This window comes from Roseibium sp. MB-4, from assembly GCF_053005265.1.
Genome location: NZ_JBRKQB010000001.1, coordinates 2,257,712 through 2,281,263, shown reverse-complemented (window position 1 = coordinate 2,281,263; position 23,552 = coordinate 2,257,712). Strand labels below are relative to the sequence as shown.

General features: G+C 55.8%; 24 protein-coding genes and 1 riboswitch. Of the genes, 11 read left to right on the top strand and 13 right to left on the bottom strand.

What is annotated here, in order from left to right; translation table 11 throughout:
* Positions 1-118: 118 nt before the first annotated feature.
* From clcA to ACVDG4_RS10565, 3 genes are all read right to left on the bottom strand, one after another.
* On the bottom strand, positions 119-1,456 hold the full coding sequence (gene clcA / locus ACVDG4_RS10575; RefSeq protein ID WP_447235012.1) for a H(+)/Cl(-) exchange transporter ClcA: 1,338 nt from the start codon (positions 1,454-1,456) through the stop codon (positions 119-121).
* 179 nt (positions 1,457-1,635) lie between these two features.
* Positions 1,636-2,406, bottom strand: a complete 771-nt coding sequence (locus ACVDG4_RS10570) for a L,D-transpeptidase (protein ID WP_133948475.1) — start codon at positions 2,404-2,406, stop codon at positions 1,636-1,638.
* Positions 2,407-2,654: 248 nt separating this feature from the next.
* Complete coding sequence (locus tag ACVDG4_RS10565; protein WP_209172617.1) at positions 2,655-3,392, bottom strand: DUF2927 domain-containing protein; 738 nt, start codon at positions 3,390-3,392, stop codon at positions 2,655-2,657.
* A 256-nt stretch (positions 3,393-3,648) separates the two neighbouring features.
* Here ACVDG4_RS10565 and ACVDG4_RS10560 point away from each other — a divergent pair, with 256 nt between their 5' ends.
* Both ACVDG4_RS10560 and ACVDG4_RS10555 read left to right on the top strand, forming a co-directional pair.
* Positions 3,649-4,404, top strand: coding sequence for a protein phosphatase CheZ (locus ACVDG4_RS10560; protein ID WP_428528211.1), 756 nt, complete (start codon positions 3,649-3,651; stop codon positions 4,402-4,404).
* 139 nt (positions 4,405-4,543) lie between these two features.
* Positions 4,544-5,212, top strand: coding sequence for a DNA-3-methyladenine glycosylase I (locus ACVDG4_RS10555; RefSeq protein WP_447235011.1), 669 nt, complete (start codon positions 4,544-4,546; stop codon positions 5,210-5,212).
* Positions 5,213-5,231: 19 nt separating this feature from the next.
* Here the strand turns inward: ACVDG4_RS10555 and hisG are convergent, their stop codons facing one another.
* From hisG to hisS, 3 genes are read right to left on the bottom strand one after another with little or no spacing between them, the layout of a single operon-like run.
* Positions 5,232-6,200 (bottom strand): ATP phosphoribosyltransferase, encoded by a 969-nt coding sequence (gene hisG, locus ACVDG4_RS10550; protein ID WP_447235010.1) that lies wholly within the window; start codon positions 6,198-6,200, stop codon positions 5,232-5,234.
* A 3-nt stretch (positions 6,201-6,203) separates the two neighbouring features.
* Positions 6,204-7,358 carry an ATP phosphoribosyltransferase regulatory subunit gene (locus ACVDG4_RS10545; RefSeq protein WP_447235009.1) on the bottom strand — a complete coding sequence of 385 codons (1,155 nt, stop codon included), beginning with the start codon at positions 7,356-7,358 and terminating at the stop codon, positions 6,204-6,206.
* Between the two features lies 1 nt (position 7,359).
* Positions 7,360-8,904: a histidine--tRNA ligase gene (hisS, locus tag ACVDG4_RS10540; RefSeq protein WP_447235008.1), complete on the bottom strand. Its 1,545-nt coding sequence runs from the start codon at positions 8,902-8,904 to the stop codon at positions 7,360-7,362.
* Positions 8,905-9,276: 372 nt separating this feature from the next.
* On the opposite strand from hisS, the gene ACVDG4_RS10535 reads away from it, so the two are divergent.
* The 4 genes from ACVDG4_RS10535 (at position 9,277) to ACVDG4_RS10520 (ending at position 13,740) form a co-directional block, all read left to right on the top strand.
* Positions 9,277-10,437, top strand: a complete 1,161-nt coding sequence (locus ACVDG4_RS10535; protein ID WP_447235007.1) for a glycosyltransferase — start codon at positions 9,277-9,279, stop codon at positions 10,435-10,437.
* 7 nt (positions 10,438-10,444) lie between these two features.
* Positions 10,445-11,944, top strand: coding sequence for an ArnT family glycosyltransferase (locus ACVDG4_RS10530; RefSeq protein WP_447235006.1), 1,500 nt, complete (start codon positions 10,445-10,447; stop codon positions 11,942-11,944).
* 102 nt (positions 11,945-12,046) lie between these two features.
* On the top strand, positions 12,047-12,844 hold the full coding sequence (locus tag ACVDG4_RS10525) for a ChbG/HpnK family deacetylase (protein WP_409689115.1): 798 nt from the start codon (positions 12,047-12,049) through the stop codon (positions 12,842-12,844).
* A 206-nt stretch (positions 12,845-13,050) separates the two neighbouring features.
* Positions 13,051-13,740, top strand: coding sequence for a Crp/Fnr family transcriptional regulator (locus tag ACVDG4_RS10520; RefSeq protein WP_008195708.1), 690 nt, complete (start codon positions 13,051-13,053; stop codon positions 13,738-13,740).
* 16 nt (positions 13,741-13,756) lie between these two features.
* Here ACVDG4_RS10520 and ACVDG4_RS10515 read toward each other — a convergent pair whose 3' ends face one another.
* A complete protein-coding gene (locus ACVDG4_RS10515; protein WP_447235005.1) occupies positions 13,757-14,191 on the bottom strand; it encodes an RrF2 family transcriptional regulator in 435 nt (144 codons plus the stop codon).
* 72 nt (positions 14,192-14,263) lie between these two features.
* Between ACVDG4_RS10515 and ACVDG4_RS10510 the strand changes: the two genes are divergently transcribed.
* The 3 genes from ACVDG4_RS10510 (at position 14,264) to ACVDG4_RS10500 (ending at position 15,555) form a co-directional block, all read left to right on the top strand.
* Positions 14,264-14,737 carry a group III truncated hemoglobin gene (locus ACVDG4_RS10510; RefSeq protein ID WP_447235004.1) on the top strand — a complete coding sequence of 158 codons (474 nt, stop codon included), beginning with the start codon at positions 14,264-14,266 and terminating at the stop codon, positions 14,735-14,737.
* Between the two features lie 12 nt (positions 14,738-14,749).
* A complete protein-coding gene (locus ACVDG4_RS10505) occupies positions 14,750-14,968 on the top strand; it encodes a hypothetical protein (protein WP_447235003.1) in 219 nt (72 codons plus the stop codon).
* Positions 14,969-15,198: 230 nt separating this feature from the next.
* Entirely contained in the window at positions 15,199-15,555 is a 357-nt protein-coding gene (locus ACVDG4_RS10500) for an acyl-CoA thioesterase (RefSeq protein ID WP_133949632.1), read from the top strand.
* On the opposite strand, the gene ACVDG4_RS10495 is transcribed toward ACVDG4_RS10500, so the two are convergent.
* The 6 genes from ACVDG4_RS10495 to ACVDG4_RS10470 all read right to left on the bottom strand — a co-directional run bounded on the left by ACVDG4_RS10495 (position 15,556) and on the right by ACVDG4_RS10470 (position 20,575).
* Complete coding sequence (locus ACVDG4_RS10495; RefSeq protein WP_447235002.1) at positions 15,556-15,852, bottom strand: hypothetical protein; 297 nt, start codon at positions 15,850-15,852, stop codon at positions 15,556-15,558.
* A 41-nt stretch (positions 15,853-15,893) separates the two neighbouring features.
* Positions 15,894-16,016, bottom strand: a riboswitch (SAM-I-IV-variant riboswitch).
* Positions 16,017-16,076: 60 nt separating this feature from the next.
* Positions 16,077-16,790, bottom strand: a complete 714-nt coding sequence (locus ACVDG4_RS10490; protein WP_447235001.1) for an ABC transporter ATP-binding protein — start codon at positions 16,788-16,790, stop codon at positions 16,077-16,079.
* A gap of 1 nt (position 16,791) precedes the next feature.
* Entirely contained in the window at positions 16,792-18,030 is a 1,239-nt protein-coding gene (locus tag ACVDG4_RS10485) for an ABC transporter permease (protein WP_133948451.1), read from the bottom strand.
* Positions 18,027-19,097: an efflux RND transporter periplasmic adaptor subunit gene (locus ACVDG4_RS10480; RefSeq protein WP_447235000.1), complete on the bottom strand. Its 1,071-nt coding sequence runs from the start codon at positions 19,095-19,097 to the stop codon at positions 18,027-18,029. Before ACVDG4_RS10480 ends, ACVDG4_RS10485 begins: the two co-directional genes overlap by 4 nt.
* Positions 19,098-19,203: 106 nt before the next feature.
* Positions 19,204-20,205, bottom strand: coding sequence for an NADP-dependent oxidoreductase (locus tag ACVDG4_RS10475; protein ID WP_306149862.1), 1,002 nt, complete (start codon positions 20,203-20,205; stop codon positions 19,204-19,206).
* A gap of 157 nt (positions 20,206-20,362) precedes the next feature.
* A complete protein-coding gene (locus tag ACVDG4_RS10470; RefSeq protein ID WP_306149863.1) occupies positions 20,363-20,575 on the bottom strand; it encodes a SlyX family protein in 213 nt (70 codons plus the stop codon).
* Between the two features lie 657 nt (positions 20,576-21,232).
* Here ACVDG4_RS10470 and ACVDG4_RS10465 point away from each other — a divergent pair.
* Complete coding sequence (locus tag ACVDG4_RS10465) at positions 21,233-21,691, top strand: cache domain-containing protein (protein WP_209172633.1); 459 nt, start codon at positions 21,233-21,235, stop codon at positions 21,689-21,691.
* A gap of 92 nt (positions 21,692-21,783) precedes the next feature.
* Complete coding sequence (locus ACVDG4_RS10460; RefSeq protein ID WP_447234999.1) at positions 21,784-23,484, top strand: methyl-accepting chemotaxis protein; 1,701 nt, start codon at positions 21,784-21,786, stop codon at positions 23,482-23,484.
* Positions 23,485-23,552: the final 68 nt, after the last annotated feature.

Sequence of the window (23,552 nt, the reverse complement as noted above, 5' to 3'; positions counted from 1 at the left end):
CGCGTTTTCAGCTCATTCAGATCAGATAGGGGCCGCAAACTGGAAGGAAACCTCTTAATGTCGGCTGTACTGACCCTTGTCCGAACTTCAAAAAGGCCTTCAGGCGGCTGAATAAGGCTTAGCTTTTTCGTGTGCCAAGTTGGACCGGGGTCTTGTCTGGCTCAGCATCCGGGGCCTGTCCGGCAAGTCTCAAGGTCCGTTCCAGCAACTGCTCATAGATAGGCCGTCCGCCCAGATGATGCGCGGTCAATGCTGCAACGGTGCAGGTTACAAGGACCGGCAGGATCAGCGCATATGCACCGGTGAGCTCCATGACCAGGACCACTCCGACCAGTGGCGCGCGAACCGAAGCTGCGAAAAAACCACCCATGGCCGCAATCGCACAGGCGACTTTGAAGTCGGCATCGCCAACGGGAATGATATCTGTCGTGATTGCGCCAAATGCCAACCCCGCGCAAGTCGCGATCGAGAGCATCGGTGCAAAAATCCCGCCCGGCACGCCCGAGGCATATGAAAAAAGCACGCCGCCGAACCGGAACAAGGTCAGCAGCAAAAGTGCGAGAATACCGTAATCCTTGGTGACGAGATCCCGGACGAGATCCTCGCCGCCGCCCGTTGCATCGGGAAACGCGACAAGCAATATGCCAGTCGCAGCACCAATCATCATGGCAGGGATCCAGCGCGCGCCCTTTGGAATGGCGTGGAAGAGGTCCATGACCCTTAATAGCGCCCAATTGAAAAAGACGCCCAGGAACCCGAGGCACACGCCTAGGAGCCCAAGAAGGGGAAAACTCCAAACCGGGATGTAAGTGACTTCAATGAGGAGCGGTGGGCCGATATGCGTCAATTGTTCGGTGATGGCCGCGCTCAGAATCGATGCGATGATGACAGCCATGTAGGTCCGGTAGCCAAAGGGAAACTGCCGGCGGGTTTCTTCGACAATAAAGAGGATCGCTGCGAGCGGTGCATTGAACGCGGCGGCAAGCCCTGCGGCAGCACCTGCCGCGAGCAGCCCCTTATGGTCTGCCGACTGCAATCCTTGTGATCTGGAAAGCGCTTCTGCGGTCATCGCGCCCATATGAATGGTTGGCCCTTCGCGGCCGAGAACCAAACCGGAGCCGAGCGCGAGCAGGCCGCCAAAAAACTTCACCACGAGAACCCGTGCCCAATGCAGCGGGCGTTTGTCTTCCATCGCCCCTTCAATTTCCTGGATGCCGCTGCCAGCGGCTTCTGGGGCAAAGCGGGCGACGAGAAAAAAGGCACCGGTGACGCAAACCGCTGAGACGACCGCTGAGACGATATAAGTCAGCATGCCCGAGCCGATGCTCGTGCGCAGGTTGGCATAGGTCGAGATGAGAATTTCCACACCGGAGTGGAAACCTGTGGCCAGACCACCGACCAGAATCCCAACAAGAGCAGCCTTCAGAAAGTACGGAGTGTCTGAGGTTTTCAGCAAAGTTGGGGCTTTCAAGAGTGAGCGAGAGGCCGAAGTCTAATTGCGGCGGAGAGATGAGCATAGTTTCGCACCGATTCCGCTGTTGCAGCAAGAAGTCGATCGCAGGCCGTACCCGCTCAAACGCAAAAAACGCGCAGCTGAAGCCGCGCGTTTCGGATGGCTGTTGCGGGTGGCCGCCTTTAGATGACGTGCACCGTTGTGCCAACGCCGACCCGCTCATAAAGATCAATGACATCTTCATTGCGCATACGGATGCAGCCGGAAGAGACGGCGTGCCCGATCGTCCAAGGCTGGTTGGAGCCATGGATTCGGTAAAGTGTGGAGCCAAGATATAGGGCGCGTGCGCCAAGCGGGTTGTCCGGTCCGCCAGCCATGAAGACCGGCAATTCCGGGCGCCGTTTGCGCATGGCTGCCGGTGGGCGCCAATCCGGCCACTCGGCCTTGCGGGTCACCTTGTGCGACCCGGCCCATTCAAAGCCCGGCTTTCCAACACCAACACCATACCTGCGGGCGGTCCCATCGTTCTGGATGAGGTAGAGATACCGGGCATTTGTATCGATCACGATCGTGCCCGGCTTGTATTTGCTGTCATAGCTGACGATTGTCGGCAAAAACTGTGGAGCAACCTGGCGGGTCTGAGCACGCTGTTGTTGCTGCTGCCGAACGGGCTGTTGGCGCGGCGACCACCAATTGGCCCGCTGAACACGGGGCTGTTGGACCTGGCGTTGAACCCGAGGTTGCTGAACTTGCCGCCGCGTGGGGGCAGCGGTGCGCCGCTGCACACGCGGCTGGAGCTGCAGCATCCACGGTTCGGTGAGATTTGGGCTCAAGACGAGCGGCGGTGGTGACACCTGGCCAGCTGCGGCAGGACCGGACGCAAACCCGCTGGCCACAAAGGCGAGACCAACAGCAATCACCGCGACAGGCACGGATTTAGACAATGAGAACATGGCACAACTCGTTACTTATGGATAACCACGTTCAGCGGAACTTTCGCCCCGCCGGTTAACGGATTGGCAACGATGATAGGTGTGCGGGCTGTGCCAAAGATGAATCAACGGCATCTGGTGCCGACATTCGGCATTTATGGTTAGTTGTTGGTTGAAGAACGAGATGAATCGAAACTTAAGATGAATGACGTACTGCTCAGAGCGATTTTCTTGCCATTGAGAACATGAAGGTTTTAATGAAAGGATGGTTAACGCACGCGTCTGCGGGCGTCGCGCGCGATTTGAAGCAGAATGTCTTGTGTTTGCTTCACGGACATGCCCGGCTTGATCCGCGGGTCGTAAAGCATGTTCAAAATGATCTGGTCGAACACCGTAAAACGGTTGTGACGCGAGGAATCGTTAAAGACCGAATGCACCAGTTTGTGATTGTCATTCATGGGACCAAGCCCCTGCAGCACTTCTTCCACAAGGCAGCGCTGAAACAGGAATTCGCCTTCATCAGAAACGATCACCGCTGCTGATCGCTTTATGCCGTTTCGGCCTGAAATGACGCGGACCAGGCATCGCCCTGGAACCTTTGCCTTCGGGTTCTTGTAAATATCTGTCCGCACCACCGGTTTGTACTGTTTGCGGTCAACAACATAGATCTCGAAATTTGCGTCTGCTGGCCGCCTGACGACCGTAGCAGACAAACCGCTCACCCGCCGATCGATCTCCTTTACAAAGCGGCGGACTGTGGCCGTTCGGTCCCGGCGTGCAAGGTTATGGATATAAAAGCGGACCGGTGTCGTGAATTTTTTGACCAGATAAGGCCGCCATCCCCAACTGCGATGTTCAAGACCGAAGACAGTCTGTTCAAACCCGAACATGATGTCTTCGGTCGTAAAGGCTTCACTCGACGCCCGGGCTGGCATGCTTGCCGACAAAGCCAACATTGCCATGAAAATCAGGATCTTGCGCATCATGTTCGCTGCAATAGACTTCACTCCGATCTATGCCGAATTCAGATCACGCCCCTGGCAACTTGTCCAGCCCAATACCGGGATGCGATCTTCAACCGGCACCAGCTTGTTTCTGTTCTAGGCAGTGTTGGCAGGGTGCGAGTGCGCCGCCTTGTAACCAATGCGGGAAACCATTGGCCGATGTTGTTAGTATCGAAAAAACAATTCCTTAAGCTTCCGTCGGTATAAGGACCGAAGCGTTATGAGAACAAGCCTGCAGGGGCCAGGGACGGGAGTAGGTATGACCGCTGTGAAACGATCCTTCCGAGCGGAAACCTTAATACGTATGGAATCCGTATCGAACACGGACCCTGCGTTTGCCGAAGAGCGTCGGCATCAGGAAGTTTTAGCTGAACTCTCGACCTTAAAGGCGATGATCCAATCGGGCGAAGGTCAGCAGCAACAAGCTGCACTTGACCCGGAAGCTATGAGCCAGAAGTTCATGTCCGAGTTCCGCAAGGAGCTTTCGGAAGCGGCGAAGCTCAAGGTGGAACTGGACGCGATCTATGAAGCGATCGCCCAGACCAAGAAGGAAATCGCAACCCTGCACCAGAAGACCGGTTCGGAAGGCGAGGATATGACTCGCGTAACGAACGAGCTTGATGCAGTCGTGGTCGGTACTGAAGGCGCGACAGAAAGCATTCTGTCAGCCGCCGAATTCATTGATGAAACCGCGAACACTCTGTCCGCCCGTCTTAACGGGCAGGACTCAGAACTTGCCGGTGACATCCAGGACCGCGTAATCCAGATCTTTGAGGCCTGTAACTTCCAGGATTTGACCGGTCAGCGGATTACAAAAGTGGTCGGTACACTGCGCTTCGTTGAAGATCGCATCATCCAGATGATGGACATCTGGGGCGGCATTGAGAGCTTCAAGGACATTGAAGTTGAAGAAGCCAAAGCCGCAGAAGGCGACGCCGCGCTGCTCAATGGGCCGGCACTGGAATCCGATATCGATGTTGCAACCCAGGACGACATCGACGCGCTCTTTGCGTAAATATTGTCAACAAGATCTACAAGACCCGGCCATTGAGCCGGGTTTTTTGTTGACTGCACGCGGAAGTCTCAGATTGCACCTCTCGGTTATCTCGTGTAGCAAATGGAGTGGAACAAAACGTGAATAATTGAGAGGCGCAATGGTCGAGGCAGGACTAACCATCAAGGCAGAGCGGGATCCGGAGACCGGTCTGCTCCTTGGGGCCGATGGCAAGCAGCGCTGCTGGTGGCATGGCAATTTGCCAGACTATTTGCATTACCACGACACGGAGTGGGGCTGGCCGGTGGATGATGACCGGCGTCTCTTTGAAAAAATCTGCCTGGAAGGGTTTCAGTCTGGTTTGTCCTGGCTGACGATCCTTCGAAAACGCGAAGGGTTTCGGGCAGCCTTTGCCAACTTTGAATTTGAAGAAGTTGCGAAATTTTCGGAAGCCGATGTTGAACGGTGCCTTGGCGACGCAGGGATCGTCCGTCACCGCAAAAAAATCGAGTCCACGATCAACAATGCCAAACGCGCGATCGAGTTGAAAAAGGAATACGGATCTCTGGCGGCTTATTTCTGGTCTTATGAGCCAAAGTCGGAAAACCGGCCATCAGAAATCACCTTCGCTGTCGCCAAGACACTTGGAAAAACAGAAGAAAGCACTGCGCTTTCAAAAGACCTTAAAAAACGGGGCTGGAGCTTCGTTGGCCCAACCACCGTTTACGCCTTCATGCAATCCATGGGCATGGTCAACGACCACCTTGAAGGGTGCTGTTGCCGGGAGCCCGTGGAAGAGGCGCGCAGAGCATTCAAGCGGCCGCGGTGAAGCGGGTTTGGGTTGGATGTTATCCGCCAACCTTTTCCTTCAGCGGTGCAAACAGCGGATTGTCTTTCGAAAAGACGTAATCGAGCGTCTCCACCGTCACGGTGTCTGCGCCCTCTGCGATCAGCAACTTGGCGCAGGCAGCGACAGCCTCCTTCGGGCATAACACGCTCACATAATCGGTAGACCCCGATTCGGAAAACCGCTGGATCGCGCCGACATTGCTAACCGCCCGAAGCGCTTGTGTCCGGTCATCGACCACAGCCTTGACCAGTTTCACATTACGCGCGGCTTCTTCAGCTGCGACCCGGTCGAGGATTTCCCGAGCCCCGCTGAGGGCCGTTTCCGACCAGTCAGCATTGAGGGAGGCCACCAGATTGGCCTGGCTCCTTAGCATCACGCCATCGGTCAAGACCTTCAGGTTGTTGGCCTGAAGGGTTGAGCCGGTAGAGGTTATGTCGACGATCAGTTCTGCAGAGCCAGCCGCAGGAGCGCCTTCGGTGGCACCGGCGCTTTCCACGATCCGGTAATCGGCGATGCCATGTTTTGCAAAGAAGGCCCGGGTCAGGTTGACGTATTTTGTGGCGACCCGCAGGCGCCGGCCGTGGCGGTTGCGGAAGTCGGACGCAACATCGCCGAGATCCGCCATGCTTTCCACATCGATCCAGGATTTCGGGACGGCAATCACGACATCGGCGTGGCCGAACCCGAGCGGTGTCACGATGTGGACGGCACTTGCCGGATCGGCAATGTTTTCATCGACCAGATCCAGTCCGGTGATGCCGAAATGGACAGCACCGTCGGCCAGTGCGCGGGCGATTTCAGAAGCGGACAGGAAGGCGATCTCCACCGACGGCAGGCCTTTGATGGCACCTCGATAATTCCTGGCCCCGCCCGGTTGCGTTACCTTCAAACCGGCACGGCCGAAAAAGGCATGTGTGTTCTCTTGAAGCCGGCCCTTGGAGGGAACCGCGATCACAAGTTTGCTCATGGGTTAGCCTCCGATCCGCGCTGCAATCCGGTCCAGCCACATGGAAAATCCAATCGCCGGAACATCCGTTTGTGCGCCCAGCAGCGTGACCAGCTTGTCGTAACGGCCACCGCCGACGAGCGGGCCGTCGTGAGTTTCTATTCCGCCATGGATTTCGAAAACGAAACCTGAGTAGTAGTCGAGCCGCCGTCCGAAGTCGGCCGCGAACGCCAGCCGGGCCGGTTCAATGCCCTTATTCGTCAACGCTTCCAAACGCTGCTCAAACGCTGCAATCGGCTGCCTCAAGTCCAGGTCGTACTTCGCCGCAAAGGCGTTGAGTGCCGTCACCGCGTTGGCGCCATCAGTCATAATCGCGAGATAACTCTTGAGAGCATCCGCTGCCTTCCCGTGTCCTGAGGTTCCGCGGGTCAAAGCGGCTTGCTCCAGAAAACGGTCAGCGATTTCGGCAGGCGTCCGCCCGCCAACGGCGGAAATCCCGGCAATCGACAAGAGATCCTCGACCACCGCATGTGCCGCCTTCGGATCGGCGCCCTCAAGCGCTGCCAGAAAACCGAGGCGCACGTCGCGGGTCTCGTCGTCGCTTGTCGTACCACCGGCCATCCGCTCGACGGCTACTGCCAGCTTGTCGGTTTCGCCAAAAAGGTCACGCAAGCGGCGCTGCCATACGGCTGGGAGACCGAGCCCCGCAAGTACAGCTGCAAAGATTGTCTCATCGCCAATCCGGATGGAGACATCTTCAAGACCAAAGGTGCTCAGGGCTTCAATCGCCAGGGCCAACAAGTCAGCGTCGGCTTCGGCAATATCAGTACGGCCGAGGCTTTCTGCGCCCATTTGCGGGATCTCGCCAAGTCCGTCCGGACGCTGGCGGAACACAGGGCCATGGTAGCAGTAGCCGGTCGGCAGGGTGTTGTCGCCATGCGCAACGTGATGGCGGCAGACGGGAATGGTGAAGTCGGGCCGCAGGCACAAATCCGCGCCGTCTGCCCCTTGAGTCAGGTAGAGGCGGCGGCGAATGTCCTCACCAATCAGATCAAGCAGAACATTTGCAGGCTGGAGCATGGGCGGCGACACCAGAGCGTGTCCGGCCGCCTGAAACAAATTCAGGACCGCATCAATTCTTGCTGGATCGAGAGCCGTCGTGTCGCCCGCGGTTGCCATATCAGTCCCCGTTTACCTGTCTGCGGTCTTCTGCCTGCGCATCCAAAATTCCGCGAACGGTCTCGATTAGATCCGCCTCGTTGGCCGTGACCTGAGCGGGACGACTTTCCCGCCACGTGACATTGTCGACGTCTGTTGATTCAGAGGCCAGCCGGGCGCCTTCGATCAGGTCCTTGATCTGGATCTCTCCAGCCTCACGTTCGTCCGAACCTTGAATGATGGCGATCGGACAACCACGCCGGTCAGCGTATTTCAGCTGGTTGCCGAACTTCTTCCAGTTGCCCTGATACATCTCGGCCCGGATACCCGCTTGGCGCAGGTCCTGAACCATTTTCTGATAGCGGCCGAGCGCTTCGGTGTCGCCGTCCATAACGGTTACCAGCACCGGTGCTACGACATTGGCTGTTTGCAGTTTGCCAAGGTTTTTCAGCGCCGTCATAAGGCGCGAGACGCCAATGGAAAAGCCTGTTGCAGGCACGTCGCGGCCAGTAAAGCGCTTGACCAGCCCGTCATAACGGCCACCACCGCCCACAGAACCGAATTGAACAACTTCACCTTTTTCGTTGGTGACGTCGAACAGGAGTTCGGCCTCATAGACAGGCCCGGTGTAGTACTCCAGGCCACGGACCACGGATGGATCGACTGAGATCCGGTCGGATTGATACCCGGCGGAAGTCACAAGATCCGAGATCAGTTTCAATTCGCGAAAGCCAGCCTCGAAACTCTCGTTGATCGCAAACTTGGACAGCGCGGCGGTCTTGAAAGTCAGATCGTTTGTGTAGTCGATCAGATCGTCGATCGCAGAAGCTTCCAGAATTTCGACAATGGCATCGATCGCCGGAGCTGATAGTTTAGCGCCGTCTGTATAGTCGCCACTTTCGTCTTTACGTCCTTCGCCCAAAAGCAGACGGACACCCTCGGTGCCAAACTTGTCGAACTTATCCATGGCCCGCAGGACAGTCAGACGGCGTTCCGCATCGTCTTCACCGCCGAGACCAACGGCTTCCAATACACCGTCGAGAACTTTGCGGTTGTTCACGCGAATGACGTATTGGCCGCGTGGAATGCCAAGCGCTTCCATGGCGTCTGCCATCATCATGCACATTTCAGCGTCGGCCTGGACACCTGGTGCACCGACGGTGTCGGCGTCGAACTGCATGAACTGGCGGAACCGGCCCGGCCCCGGCTTTTCGTTCCGGAACACCCAACCATTGCGATAGGTGCGGTAGGGCAGCTGAATTTCGTTGATGTTTTCCGAGACATGCCGGGCGAGCGGCGCGGTCAGATCATACCGCAGGCTCATCCATTGCTCGTCATCATCCTGTACGGAGAAGACGCCGGCATTGGGCCGGTCTGTATCTGGCAGGAATTTGCCAAGGCAGTCGGTGTATTCGAAGGCCGGTGTTTCAACCGGGTCAAACCCGTAGCTTTCGTACACCTGACGGATCTTGGACAGCATCTCGTCTGTGGCACGGATATCGGCGGCAGAGCGGTCAATGAAGCCACGCGGCAAGCGCGCCTTCAGTTTGTTTGGTTTTTTGGCCATGAGATCTTTGTGTCCTGGCGGGTTTTCCGCGCATGCACCCTTTGGCGAACGCATCTGGAAAAGTCTTGTGATGTTGCCGGTTGTCCTAGACGAAAGCGGTTCTGAGAGCAAGCGCGGTAGCGGATCGCGCTGACCGGCAAAACACGGTGATCTTAACCGAGATGAAAAAAGGCCGCGACATGCCTTGTTTGCATCACAGTCCCGGCTAAAAGGACGCCAACGGATTGTCGTCCCGGTTGCCACTGTTTGAGACAGGGCGGTCGGTGCGTTCTTTCTTGTATTTAATCTGCGCCGGGCTATGGTCCGCGCGAGTAAGACCCGGCGCTTTGAAAGTAAGCGACTGGATCTTTCAGGCTTGGAATTGGAACAATCATGGACGGCGTCGTGAACCTGGTGGGTGATCAGGGCGGAGAGACCAGCGCACCGCGTTCTTTGAAACGCGAAGTGTTGCCCGCTGAGCTGAGCATCATTTTGCCAAGCTTCAACGAGGCCGAGAACATTCCAATCCTCATTGGCCTGTTGGACAAGGCGCTTGCCGGGACTGCCTGGGAGGCGATCGTCGTTGACGACAATTCCCCGGATGGCACCACAGAAATTGCCCGGAAACTGGCTTTGAGCGATCCGCGCGTGCGTGTGATCCGGCGTATTGGCCGGCGCGGACTGTCCGGGGCCTGTATTGAGGGGATCCTTGCCTCTTCCGCGCCGTATGTCGCCGTGATGGATGCTGACCTGCAGCATGATGAAACGTTGCTGCCCAAGATGCTTGCCGAAATCAGGACTGGAGATATCGACCTTGTGGTTGCAAGCCGGAAAGTGGAAGGCGGAACCGTCGGCGAGGGACTGTCCAAGGTCCGGGCTTGGGGGTCCAACATAGCCAACGGGCTTGCGCAGAAGCTTTTGAATGTAGCGCTCAGTGATCCCATGAGCGGGTTCTTCATGGTGCGCCGGGATAAAGCCGAAGAGCTGGCCTCGAAACTGTCGCCGCAAGGCTTCAAGATCTTGCTTGATCTGGTGTCGTCAGCTGCCGGTACCTTGAAGATCAAGGAACTGCCGTTCACGTTCCGCGAGCGCCAACACGGCGAAAGCAAGCTCGACACCCTGGTCACGCTCGATTATTTCGGGCTGCTGCTCGCCAAATATTTCGGCGACATCGTCTCTGTCCGCTTCCTGATGTTCGGCCTTGTTGGTGCCAGCGGCCTTGTTGTCCACTTGGCAGCCTTGCGTGTGTTCCTGCTGGCAGACATGAGTTTCAACATGTCACAGACCGCGGCGTCCTTTGTTGCGATGACGTCGAACTTTTTCCTGAACAACCAGCTGACCTATCGGGACCGGCGTCTGCGCGGTCTTGGAGCGCTGATCGGTCTCTTGACCTTCTACGCAGTCTGTTCTGTCGGCGTTCTGGCAAATGTCGGTGTCGCCAACCTCATATATGCTGATCCGGCGTACTGGTGGTTTGCGGGCGCTGCAGGTGCGATCATGGGTGCTGTCTGGAACTATGCAGCAAGTTCCGCACTGACCTGGCGGAAAAGCTGAGGCATTCGTGACAAACGCACACAGCTCTGAAGACTTGCCCTATTTTCTTCGGCCAGCCGGACTTGTGCTGGTTGTTGTAGCCCTGATGGCTCTCAAGGTTTTTGCCGCGAGCCAGGCGCATTTTGTCGAGGACGAAGCCTACTACCGGATCTGGGGAATTTTTCCGGCGCTCAGCTATTATGATCATCCGCCGATGATCGGCTGGTGGATTGCAGCGGGGCAATTCATTTTTGGAGACACCGTGTTTGCGGTGCGGGCATTGGTTATCTTTTCCGGCCTTATCGGATCGCTGACACTTTGGCGGACAGCCTCCATCCTGTTTGATGCCCGCGTCGCCGGTTGGGCAGTCCTGTTCTTGAACACCAGCTTGCTGGTCGGTATTGGCGGGATCCTTGCAACACCAGATGCCCCGTCGGTCCTGTTTTGGGGCTTGAGTTTTTGGGCGCTGGCCGAGCTTATCATTTCCAAAAACGCAAACTGGTGGCTGGTTATCGGATTGATGGCCGGGTGCGGGCTCTTGTCGAAGTACTCGGTTTTGTTTCTCGGGGCGGGGATCGTGCTGTGGCTCTTATGGGTTCCGGACGCTCGCCGCTGGCTGTTGACCTGGCAGCTCTGGGCCGGTGGATTGATTGCGGTCCTGACGTTCGCGCCGGTGCTCTACTGGAACCATCTGCACGACTGGGTCAGCTTCTACAAACAGTTCGGGCGGGCCGGCAGTGATGGGTATACCGCCAAGTACATCTTTGAGTTTATCGGCGCGTTTGTCGGTCTGCTCAATCCGTTGATCGCTCCTTTGGCAGCGTTTGGCGCCGCCCGTTTGTTCGGCCGCTTTTTGAAACAAGATGTGGTCGCCTCCTTGATCATCCTGACCGTGCTACCGTTCCTGATTTATCTTGCCTATCACTCGCTGCACTCGCGCGTGCAGGCCAACTGGCCAGCGCCGTTGTTTCCGGTGATTGCATTGATGGCAGCGGTCTTTGTAGGCGATCTTCAAGGCCGCTCAAGAAACTGGGTCAAGCTTGCCACAACCGGTGTCTGCCTTGGTCTTGTGATCGCGTTCGCCGTTCAGCTCCATGCTGTCTCGGCCTTTACAGGGCAGTTCGCGCGAAAAGACCCGACGCATCAGCTGCGCGGGTGGCAAGAGATCGGTTCAGCTCTCAAAGATGTGGTTGGTGACACGGATGCAGCCTTTGTTCTGACCTCCGGCTATGGCCTCAACGGTCAAATCGACTTCCTCATGAAAGACACGGTGCCGGTTCACCAGTTTACCCAGCGGATCCGCTACATCATGGCGCCAGAGCCGCAAGGGGCTGAATTTGAGGGCGCTGGGCTTTACGTCGCTGAAAGCCGCCGTGACCAAGCGGATGTTCTCAAGGCCCGGTTTGAAACCGTACAGCAGGTCGCGGTTCTGGAGCGATTGGTGAAGGGTGTGCCTCTGGAAGAGCTGGTCGTCTATAGGCTCTCCGGCCGGAAAACGGATGCTCTTGATCCGCTAGAGACCAAGTAACGCCGACTCAATAAGAGACGGATGTCACGATAAGACTTGCAAAACTCTACGAAGTTTTGCAGGGAGGAGCGTGTCGTTTCTTATGTAACTTTACCGCGCTACATGAAAAGAATTACGCTTGGAGCCTTGGACTACGGTCTTGCATTCGGGGTTGACCGCGCACTGCGTGATCTCGCCGAGCAAGGGCGTATCAGTGCGCTTGGCGCGCTTGTAGCGACAGATCTGTGGCCCCGGGAGTTCCGGCCGCTGATCGAAACCGTCAAGGCCTCAAGTTCACGCACCCTTTTCGGGATCACGCTGGCCTTTACCGGCGACAGGGTGTCGCCCGTCAGCAGCCGGATGCATCAAACCTACGGCGATCGGATGTTTTCCCGTTCTAAGATGAACCGCTTGGCGCTTTTGCGGCTTCTCCCCGATGAGCTGCTGTTGGAAGAAACGCTGGCGCAACTGGGCCGCTACACGGTCTTGATGAAGCGGCAGCCGGACTTCGTTGCCGTTCGAGACGGTATGCTGGCGCGCAGCAGTGTGGCCCGAACAGTTTTCAAGGCAATCGGACACGCGGGATTTGATACGCCGCCGCATATCATTTCTCCGGTGCGGTCGGGCCTGAAAACACTCCGGCTTCAGCGCTTGGCGAAGCCCTACGATTTGAAGTTCTTGCCCAAGGCAGATCCGCTGCCGGAGGTCAGTGACAGGGAAGAGCTGCAGCGGCTGCTGCACAATCACTTTGACGGGATGGCAGACATGAGCTTTGTAGCCGCTATTCCTGGAAAAGCTGATGATCGGCTGCGTCGGGAGGAACCCAAAGCCAAGATCGCGATCCGGGAGTGTCAGTATGATGTCCTGGCGAGTGACCGTTTCTTTCACACGCTGGAAAAAAAGGATGTGTTCCTGAATTGAGGGCTTGGACAGCAAGCCAAACGAAAAAACGGCTCTGGGGGGAACAGAGCCGTTTTTCGTGGAGGTCCGGAAGAGGGGGAGGGGCAACCCCGCTTCCATGTTTTTCAATATAGGGGTAGTTTGCGCATGGGCACGTGATGCACATCACAACAATGCGCGTATTTCGAAATTGGCCGGTTTGACGGCAATGTCTGCAGGGGGCAGGTGTGGCAAAGATCGATGATTTTCTGAAAAACAGCTTTTCTTTACAAGGGCTTGATTCGGAACTGGCGCTCGGGCTGTCAAAACTCGCCCGCCCCATAAAAATGGCGGCAAATGCCACACTTTTCGAAAACGGGGACCCTGGAAACGGCTGTTATGCTGTTCTGGAGGGCTCTTTGAAGGTGTCGATCCTGTCAGTTGATGGGGATGAGCAGTTGCTTGCGGTTCTCGGGCCAGGCGATCTGGTTGGTGAGCTTGCCCTGCTGGATGGCCGTCCCCGGTCTGCAACGGTTAGCGTTTTGAAAGAAGCACAGCTGGCATTCATTGAAAAGTCTGCCTTTGAGCGGTTCGCCGACGAAAACCCCGCCGTTTACCGCCACATGCTGTCCATCGTCGGCAAACGTTTGCGCCATGCCAACGACGTTCTGGCAGCGCGTTCTTTCTTACCACTTCCAGGACGTGTCGCGCAGACCTTGCTGCAGCTGGCCGAAACGTTCGGCAAGCCTCTCGATGATGGCCGCGTCCTCATCCACTACAAGCTCAGTCAGGCTGACATTGCCAACATGGCCGGAGCTGCCCGTGAAAATGTCAGTCGGGTGTTGAACGATTGGAAGCGCTCTGGAACAATCAGCCGGATCTCCGGCTACTATTGCCTGGAACAGGTAGATTTCCTGGAACAAGCTTCGACACTTTAGTCAGGACACCAAACCTTCATATCCTCTGCGTGCCGGCCAGGATCGAACCAAGCGTTTGTTCATTTAGGCTGTCGAGGAACGCTTCCGCCGCCCTTGCCATTGCGCCCTTGAGCGCGCAGCGCGGCAAAAACGGGCAGCTTGCCGGTTCATCCTTGAGGCACGCGACCACGCCAAGATCCGGTTCAATCAGCCTCACCACATCGCCAATGCGGATGTCATCTGCCTCTTTGGCAATGCGGATCCCGCCGCCACGGCCCCGGGTCGTTTCCAGATAGCCGGCCTTGGCAAGTTGAGCCACGATTTTCATGACATGGGATTTCGCCAGGCCAAGTTGCGCGGTCAACTTGTCCACTGTCTGCGGTGTATCTGATTGGCTGATTGCCATCAAGAGTCTCAAGGCAAAATCACTGGCTTGACTGAGGCGCATTTCCAGAACTTTCAAAACATTCATTTTATATGTTGATTTTAGCGCGAGTATCTGTCATTTAAAAGATGCATTTTAAATGAATGTTATGAGGCTGCGATGCGAAACAAACAAACACCACAGGAAACAGGCGGCACGGTCGTCCGCTCCCACGGGGCCTGTGAGGTGCAATACGCCGAAGTTACTCCCGAGACGATCCGGATCCTTGTGCATTCATTCTATGGGACTTTGCGCCAGCAACCCCATCTCGGTGAGATCTTTGAAAAGCGCCTTGGCGGGCGTTGGCCGGAGCACCTTGAGAAGATGGAACGGTTTTGGCAGTCCGTTCTCCTGAAGAACGGGACCTACAAAGGCAAGCCGGTTCCGGAACACCTGAAACTAAAGGAAGTGGTCAGCTCGGACTATGGCGACTGGCTCGACGTATTCCGACCGGTAGCACGCGAGATTTTTGTTTCGGACGTTGCCGAAGAGATCATCGCCATTGCCGAACGGATTGCTCAGAGCCTGTGGCTCGCAACGTTCGGTTTTGCCGGCAGTACACCGCCGGCGGAACTCTTTACTGAACAAGCCTGATAGGAGGGGCTCATGTTACCGGCAATCGTCTTGGTGGCCGAAGGTCTGGTTGTTTTGTGGTTCGCGGTCTTCATCGGAATGATGGTGTCCATGTACCTGGATTCCAGATCCATGCCTTTGCCACGCCTCGATGTGGCGGGGCGAACGTTGATTGGCAGTGCCAAACTCGCCTTTGCGGTCGGAATGACCGCATTGGCGGCACTGACTTACTACGAAATCCCAGTATTCTAAGTTTGCAGGAGACACTCATGTTCAGTTCAAAATGGGCACATCGTGGCTTACCCATCCTGTTGATCTGGATTGCAGCACCAATGCCCCTCTGGATCATGGCCATTCTGATGCTGATTATCTGATTGATAGCGTTGTGTTTTGAAGCGGTTGGGCTAGGCTCGGTAAAACACGAAACTGGAGCGACCGCTTTGAGTGAAGAAACACCGCAAGGGGAACTGACCCTCCGGACAATGGCAATGCCGGCCGACACCAATGCATCTGGTGATATCTTTGGCGGGTGGGTACTTTCTCAGATGGATCTCGCCGGTGGGATTGCCGCGGGGCAAAGAGCGCAGGGCCGCGTTGTCACGATCGCAGTCGACAAGATGAAATTCATCCGCCCGGTCCATGTCGGAGATGTCTTGTGTGTTTACACAAGCGTCGGCCGCGTCGGGACAAGCTCCATGGAAATCAAACTGGAAGCCTGGGCTTTGCGCCACCGTTTCGGCGGCCGGGAAAAAGTCACCGAAGCGATTTTCACGATGGTCGCCGTTGATGACCAAGGCAAGCCACGTCCAGTCCCCAAGGACACTCCGGCTCCGCAGTAATCAGGCGCGCAAGGATCTGCGCGCCAGCAGGTCCGCAAACAGCTCCTCATCGAGCGCGCAAATGCAGCCATTGGCCCAAAGGCGCAACAATGCCTGTAAGCGGTCGACCCGCTCATGCTGGGTCAACCGGCGTTTGTGGCGTGGCAGTCCGCCATACACCCGAATGGTCTTCATGCGGGCCAGCACACAATCTTCCGCGGTAGATTGCCAGATCTCGGCCGCTGTCTGATCGGCCTCTTCGGCGTCCTGGTATCTGATCAACTCGGCCGCGTGTCCGGCCAGCGCATCTTGAAACAAAAAATCCTCCATCGGTTGCCCGAGGAGGACTGGCGCATGAAAACTACCGCTTCATTGCCGCGCAGCCTCTTTTGAGTGTCTGGACGGCCGCATCCCTGTTGCGGAAACCACCTTGCCCGGTCGGCAGGTTGGCGAGGGCGCCAGCCCTTCTCTTGATGATGGCGGGCTTATGCCATGAGTTCCGTTTTTTGGCAAGTCATCCAAGAACCGAAGGACCCCAACGGTTATTGATTGCGGTCATAGTCGATTTTTCCATCGACCAGATGAATGCGACGCTGCATCCGGCCGGCAATATCCATGTCGTGCGTAACGGCTATCACTGTGGTCTTTTGCTGATCGACAATTGATTGAAGCGACATAAACACCTGCTCTGTCGCGACAGAATCGAGACTGCCGGTCGGCTCGTCTGCAAGGATGAGGTCCGGCGCATTGGCAAGCGCTCTTGCAACGGCGACCCGTTGACGCTGCCCGCCGGACAATTGGGCAGGTTGCCGGTGCAAAAAGTCCTCCAGGCCGAGATCTTCCAAGAGACCTGCCGCGCGGTCTTTTTGCTCAGCTGTAGCCAGAGCGCCAAGTTTTTGCATCGGAATCATCACGTTTTCCAGAGCGGTGAATTCCGGCAAGAGAAAGTGGAACTGGAAGACAAAGCCGATCTTTTCCAGCCGCAAGTGAGCCATTTCGGACTTCGATAGATCGTGAGTCTTGCGGCCGCCAATCAGGACTTCGCCCTCCGTCGGCCGATCCAGGAGTCCAAGCAGATACAAAAGGGATGATTTTCCGGAGCCCGATGGGCCGGTGATTGCGACGAACTCCGATGTGCCGATCGAAAACGAGATGTCCTCTACAAGGGTGACCGGAACAATGGCCGGAAGAATCCGGGTCAAGCCTCGCGTTTCCAAAAGTGGGGCAGGGGTGGCTGGGATCGGGGCAACGTTCATGTCAGGTCGCGCCCCGGATGATGTCGACAGGATTGAGCGCGGCGGCCTTTCTGGCAGGCACAAAACCGGCAATGCCCGCAGACAGAAGCGCCAGACCACTGGCGATCATGTAATGCACATGAGAAAAGTATATCGGCAGACGGGTCATTTCGATGTCGGTGGTGACCTCGAATTTGATTGTTGCAAGATAACTCGACAATCCAAATCCAAGTGCAGACCCGACAAGTGCTCCGAGCACACCGATCACCAAACCCTCCAGAACGAAAATCTGCTGGATGTCAGGTTCCGGAAACCCCAGCGATTTCAGGATGGCAATGTCCCGGGCCTTTTCATGCACGATCGTTGAAATGATGTTGTAGATCCCGAAACCGGCGACCAGAAGAATACCGCCGACGGCAGTAAACATGATCACGTTGCGGACAAAGAAAGCCTCCATCAGCCCTTCATTGGCCTCTTCCCAGGAGATTGACTTGTAGCCCAATTGCCGCTCGGCCCTTGCAGCAACTGCGACGGCTTCATCGATGTTTCTCAGCCGGATCGTGATAGCATTGATGATGTCAGGTTTTTCCAGAAGGATCTGGACGGCTTTGAGAGGCGCATAGGCGAGGCTTTCGTCGCTGGTGGTGATCCCGGTATGGAAGAGGCCAACAATCTTGAACCGTTTTGCGACCCCGTTTGCTGAGGTCAACGTGACCGTGTCTCCAAGATCAGCGCCAAGCCGTTCTGCCGCCTTGTCGCCCAGAACCAATCCGTTGGAGGTTGTGCCGAGGTCCTCAAAGGCCCCCTCCCGGATGTCCTCGCCAATGTTGGACACGAGAAGTTCCTGCTTTGGGCGGACACCAATCAGCGTCATGCCAATGTCCTGACCACTGTAGCGCAGCACAGCCTGACCCGTCAGGCGCTGTGCGATGTCGCCATCAACCCAATCCCGCAGCGATGCCAAAGCTTCCGTCGGATTGCGAATCCCACGCAAGTCCTCCAACGGCCGCAATCCGCGAAAGGCAACAGCATCATAAACGGAGCTGGCCGGTTGGGCTGTCGGCGTCCGCTTATCATCCTTGATCTCCACATGCGGAATGGCGTCGATTAAGGTTGCCATGAAGTCCCGTTGAGAGCCCTCCATGAGGGCGGCCATGGCAATGGAAAATCCAACACCCAGTGCAACACCAAGCGTGGAGACCACCGTTTGCCGGAGCCTGTTGCGCACATGGGTCGCAGCGATGCGGAGCTGAAGGATCATTCTGGTGTGCCCTCAGCCACCGGCTCCACCTTCTGGCCATCAGAGAGATCGTCGCGAAACGGCAGGAGAACAGCATCTCCGTCAGCAAGACCGTCGAGAATTTCGACAGCGCGGGTTCCGGTAATTCCTGTTTCGACCACTATAGTTTCAACGGTGTTGTTGCTGGAAACAGTCTGAAGCCGCTGACCATCGAGAGCGGCCACCGGTACGAGCACCGTTTCCGGCTTTTCAAGAGTGACTATGTTGATTTCAGTTGTCATGCCGATGTGAAGTGGCGTGTCCTTTGGAAGATCCAAATAGACGCGGTAATTCTTCAGCACCGGATCCCCTTTGGGCGTGATCCGGGCAACGGTCGCAGTGAGGTCTTGCCCCGGAAAGGCGTCCGCGCGAACCAACGCTGTTTGGCCCGCGGCGACTTTTGGAATGTCCTCCTCATTGACTTCTGCGACAAGTTGCAAGGGTTTGGGCTGGCCGATCCAGAACAGGATGTCACCGGGTTCAGCGACCTCGCCGACAGACCCGTCCTGCCGCAAAACCACGCCATCCATCGGCGCGACGATCCTATAGTCCCGCAGGCGTTCTGTTTGTGCGGCTATAACGGCATTGACCTGGACAAGTTCGCTTTGCGCGCGGTCATAAAGATGCTGGCTGATGACCCGGCGCTCCAGCAGCTGCAGCGCCCGCTCACTCTCAGATTTCGCTAGGGATTGGCGGGCTTCCAGTTCCGCAAGTGCCGCCCGCGCATCGCCGCTGTCGAGCTCGGCCAGCTGATCGCCCTTTTGCACGACCATGCCCTCACAGCCGCACAAGGACACGATGCGTTCCCGTAAAATGGACGTGACCTTTGCCCAGTTGACCGGTTCGACCACGGCCGTCGCATAAACAACGTCCGCAGCCGATCCAATAAACGCTTCAGTGACGGTGACCTTCGGAGGTCTGGCAGACCACCAGCTCCATGCTGAAAAAGCCGCGCCGAGAGCGGCTAAAATGAGCAAATAGCGGAAGTATCGCATGGCACTACCTGTTTCGTATCTGGCCAAACTAGTCCGTTTGACGTGGTCCGCCATGCGGTGGATCAATCGACAGATTTCACAAGGAATCTAAACTCTCAGTTCTGCTCAGAAAAAACCGGCGGATTGCTCCACCGGCGATATTCTCAAAAGGCAATGATAATCAGAGGTCCGAGACCTTGACCACCAGCTTGCCTGTATTGCTGCCATCGAACAGCTTGTTGAAGACGACAGGTGCGTTTTCTAGCCCTTCTTCAACATGAAGCCGGTATTTGAGTTTGCCTTGCATCATGAGTTTGCCGAGTTCTGAAAATAGCATTGGGTAAGATGCATAATGGTCCGGCATGGTAAAGCCCTTGAGCATCAAACGCCGCCGTATGATGGTTGTCATGTCAAGCGGGTCCGGATCGATATCGCCGTTGTAAGCGGAAATGAACCCGCAGAAGATCATACGGCCATGCGCGGCCATATTGCGGAAGGCTGCCTTGAAGGGCGCACCACCGACATTCTCGAAATGCAGGTTGATGCCGTCCGGGGCGAACTCGGCAAGCCCTTTGCTCAGATCGTCGGTCTTGTAGTTGAGAGCTGCGTCAAAGCCGAGGTCCTTGGTCAGCCAGTCACACTTTTCCTGAGTCCCCGCAATACCGATCACACGCAGTCCGAGCGCCTTGCCGATCTGGCCGACCAAAGAGCCAACCGACCCGGCGGCTCCAGTCACACAGAGCGTTTCGCCTTCCTTCGGTTGACCCTCAATGACCAGGCCCTGATAGGCGGTCACCCCTGGCAGGCCAAGAACGCCCATATAGTGCTCGATCCGGTCCATTTGCGGGACAACGCTGATCTCGCCTGGAGCCACGTCTACATATTTCGTCCAGCCTGGTGTGCCGGAGACCCAATCGCCGACCTTGTATGCATCAGACTTGCTCTCCTCAACAACGCCAACACCCAACGAGCGCATCGTCTCACCCAATTGAACTGGCGGAATATAGCTCTTTGTGTCCGGCGACACCCAACCGCGCATGGCTGGATCCAGAGAGACATAAACGACACGAATGCGCGCCTTGCCATCTGCCAGAGGTCCCATGTCTTCTTCGACACGGTCGAAGTGCTCCGGTCCGAGTTTTCCTTCGGGACGGGATTTCAGGGTCAAGCGCAGGTTCTGCATCTCAGTGTCCTTGGCGTTATTTATATGTGTATATGCACCGCATTATACGTAAGCGAACTATCACATTGAGCGCAAGTGGCAAGATGGGCACTCAAACGGTCATCGATAACCCGTGTTGTTCTGTCGGTTCGTCAACACGCGGCCGCCCTGTCGGGGCTCAATAGTGTGGCGGCTTCTCGACCTGGTGACCAGGCAACACGTTTTCAATCAACTCTTCGACCTGATCGGTCATGTTGAGGAGTTTTCGGGTCAGCCGGTCAATCTGTTTCCCTTGCTCAACGACAACGCCATTCAGCTCATCGATTGTGTGCGTGGCGTGCGCAAGATCGATCTCCAGTTTTTCGAGCCTACTGTTCAGTTCGGCACTCATAGGGGTCTCTTCGCATCAAACAATCTTCGGTCACTGTCTAGTGCCATTCCCGCTTTACGGCAAACGAATCTGTTGGATGGTGGAACCAGGTTGCAACATGGTACGTGGCACTGATTTTTCTGAGAAAAACAAAAAAGTATAGGCCCGGACCTGGATATTTTGTGTGCGTTCGTTAGCGGATTTTGAGCGTTGGTTTGCCGCGAACTTGGCGAGCCATATCAGCGGACCGAGTCGTGTTTGAACCTTCGATTTTGGTTGTATCGCGTGGTGGGTGTCTGCAAGGGATGCCCTTGAAATAAATGGGATTTGAAAGTGTCGTAAGGTAATTTTGAGGGGTTTTTCGTTCAGAGAATCAATGGCAATTGGAAGAAAATACACGTCGCCGAAAAGAGTGGGGACAGGTCAGAACAAAGATGCATTTTCATTGATAGGTTGTATATTGGTAGTATTAAGTATAGAGGTGGCAGGAATAGGAATTTTATTGTGCGGCGCAAAATACGCCTCTCAATTTGGATTGTATATATATTTTTATTAAATCAAAAATAGAAATTGATTACTTGATCGGTATCAACTCCAATTAATTCCATTATCCGAATATTAGGTTTTCTCTCTTCTGTTGAGAGCATCTTTGATGACGTCTCAGGAGGAGATAAGGGAATGATCAAATCAAAAATCGCGGTACTCCTGATTACCGGACTTTCGATGGCTGGATCCGCCACTGCATTTGCAGCAGATCGCGGCACGGCAGATGAAGCAACGGCAATGCTCGACAAAGCCGTGGCGCATTACCAGTCTGCTGGGGCGGATACGGCACTCGCAGACTTCTCCGCCACCGATAAGGGTTGGCAAGATCGAGATCTCTACGTTTTCTGCTTCGATGATGCGGGTGTAACGGTTGCTCACGGGGCGAACGCAAAACTAATTGGCCGGGATCTGTCTGGCCTAAAAGATGCTGATGGCAAAGAGTTCGTGATGGAACTTGTGAGCACGGGCAAATCTGGTGGTGGCTGGGTTGACTACCGTTGGCCGAACCCGGTTTCGAAGAAAATCGAGCCAAAGTCGTCCGTGGTTAAGTCCGCTGGCGATCACATCTGCGGCGTTGGAATCTACAAGTAAGGCCCGCCACTGCACGCCTTAGCCAACCAAATGATACCGATGGCCGCTTCGGCCATCGGCCTTCAATTTAAAATGCAATATTGGATGGAAAAATGAACTGGTTCGCCAACCTTGCCTTAGCAAAAAAGATGTTCGTCACACCGGTCATCCTGTTGGTGGGATTGGGAATTGTTTCTGTCATCTCCTTCATGGCGATCGATCAGCAACGCGCTGCCGTTGAAAATCTGAGCCATGTTCAAATCAAAGCCTTTGCGGACATGAACCGCGTTAAGGAAAACCTCTCGAGCGCTCAGTTGTCCCTCTATGACTTGATGACAACTGCGCAAAATGAATCGGACATGGACAAAATCAATTCCAAGTTCGAACAGTCAACAGCACAGCTCAAGGCGATTGTTGCAGACTTTGAAGCTTTGGATTTGTCCAAGCTCAACAACGCCGATCTGGCAGAGCTCCAAGAAGGGGCGATTAAGCACGCCAAAGAGTACTCAGAATCCGCACTTGGAACAGCCGATATGGCAACCCTGGATGTCGCAACTGCAAGCATCTTCATGAATGATGCGACGCAACTTCACGCCAGTCTTGTTGGTGATGTCGACAAGTTGAAAACCGTTGTTGACGGTCTGAGGGTTGAGGCAACCGAAGCGACACTCAATGGCGCGCAAGAAGCTATGAAATTGTTTCTACTGACCGTGGCCCTGGTGGCTCTGGTCGGGTTGGTTGCGAACTGGCTGATTTCACGCATGATTTCGCGCCCAATTGTCCAGATCATTGGGTCTATGACCGCGCTTGCAGGTGGGAACTCTGACGTGGATGTGCCGGCAACTGACCGCCGCGACGAGATCGGACAGATGTCGCGAGCGCTTGCCGTCTTCCGCGAAAATGCTCTCGAAGTCGAACAACTCGAGCTAGAAAAAGTCGAACGAGAGCGCCTGGCAGCGGAAGAGAAGCGGGCGGCGATGAATGCGCTTGCTGATCAGTTCGAAACTGCTCTGATGGGAATTGTCGACACCGTTACGGATTCCTCGTCCCGCATGCAATCGACGGCACAGTCCATGTCCTCCGTTGCTGAACAGACCCAGCAACAGGCAAACACCGTTGCTTCTTCGGCGGAAAACGCATCGCAGAATGTACAAACAGCCGCCTCGGCCGCGGAAGAAATGTCGGCTTCCATCGGGGAGATCAACAGACAGGTCGCAGAATCAGCGGAAATCTCCAACCAGGCCAATGCAGAAGCGGAGCGCTCCAACGACTCGGTCCGTGGATTGGCAGATGCGGCGAGCAAGATCGGAGAGGTCATCGAACTGATCAGCGGCATCGCAGAACAAACGAACCTTCTGGCACTGAACGCAACCATTGAGGCGGCGCGTGCTGGCGAGGCTGGGAAAGGGTTTGCAGTTGTGGCCTCTGAGGTGAAAAACCTCGCAACTCAAACAGCCAAAGCAACCGAAGAAATCGGTTCGCAGATCTCGGGTATGCAGTCAGCGACTGGGGAGGCTGTTGAAGCGATCCAGTCGATCAGTCAAACGATTGGCCGGATCAAGGATATCTCTGATACGATATCTGGTGCTGTGAGTGAACAAGGCATCGCGACACGTGAAATCGCCGCCAGTACGCAGCAGGCAGCCTCTGGCACTGCTGAGGTCGGTCACACCATCAATGATGTTGCACAAGCCGCTTCCGACACGGGCAATGCAGCCAAGGAAGTTCTTGAAGTTGCTGTCGACCTTTCGGATCACGCTAGGAACTTGCGCTCTCAGGTTAAAGACTTCCTTGGTCAGGTCCGGGCTGCCTAACACGAGCTCTTTCAATGACCTCGTAATTGAAAAGAAAGTGCAGAAAGCATTTGGCAGCACCCGCGGCT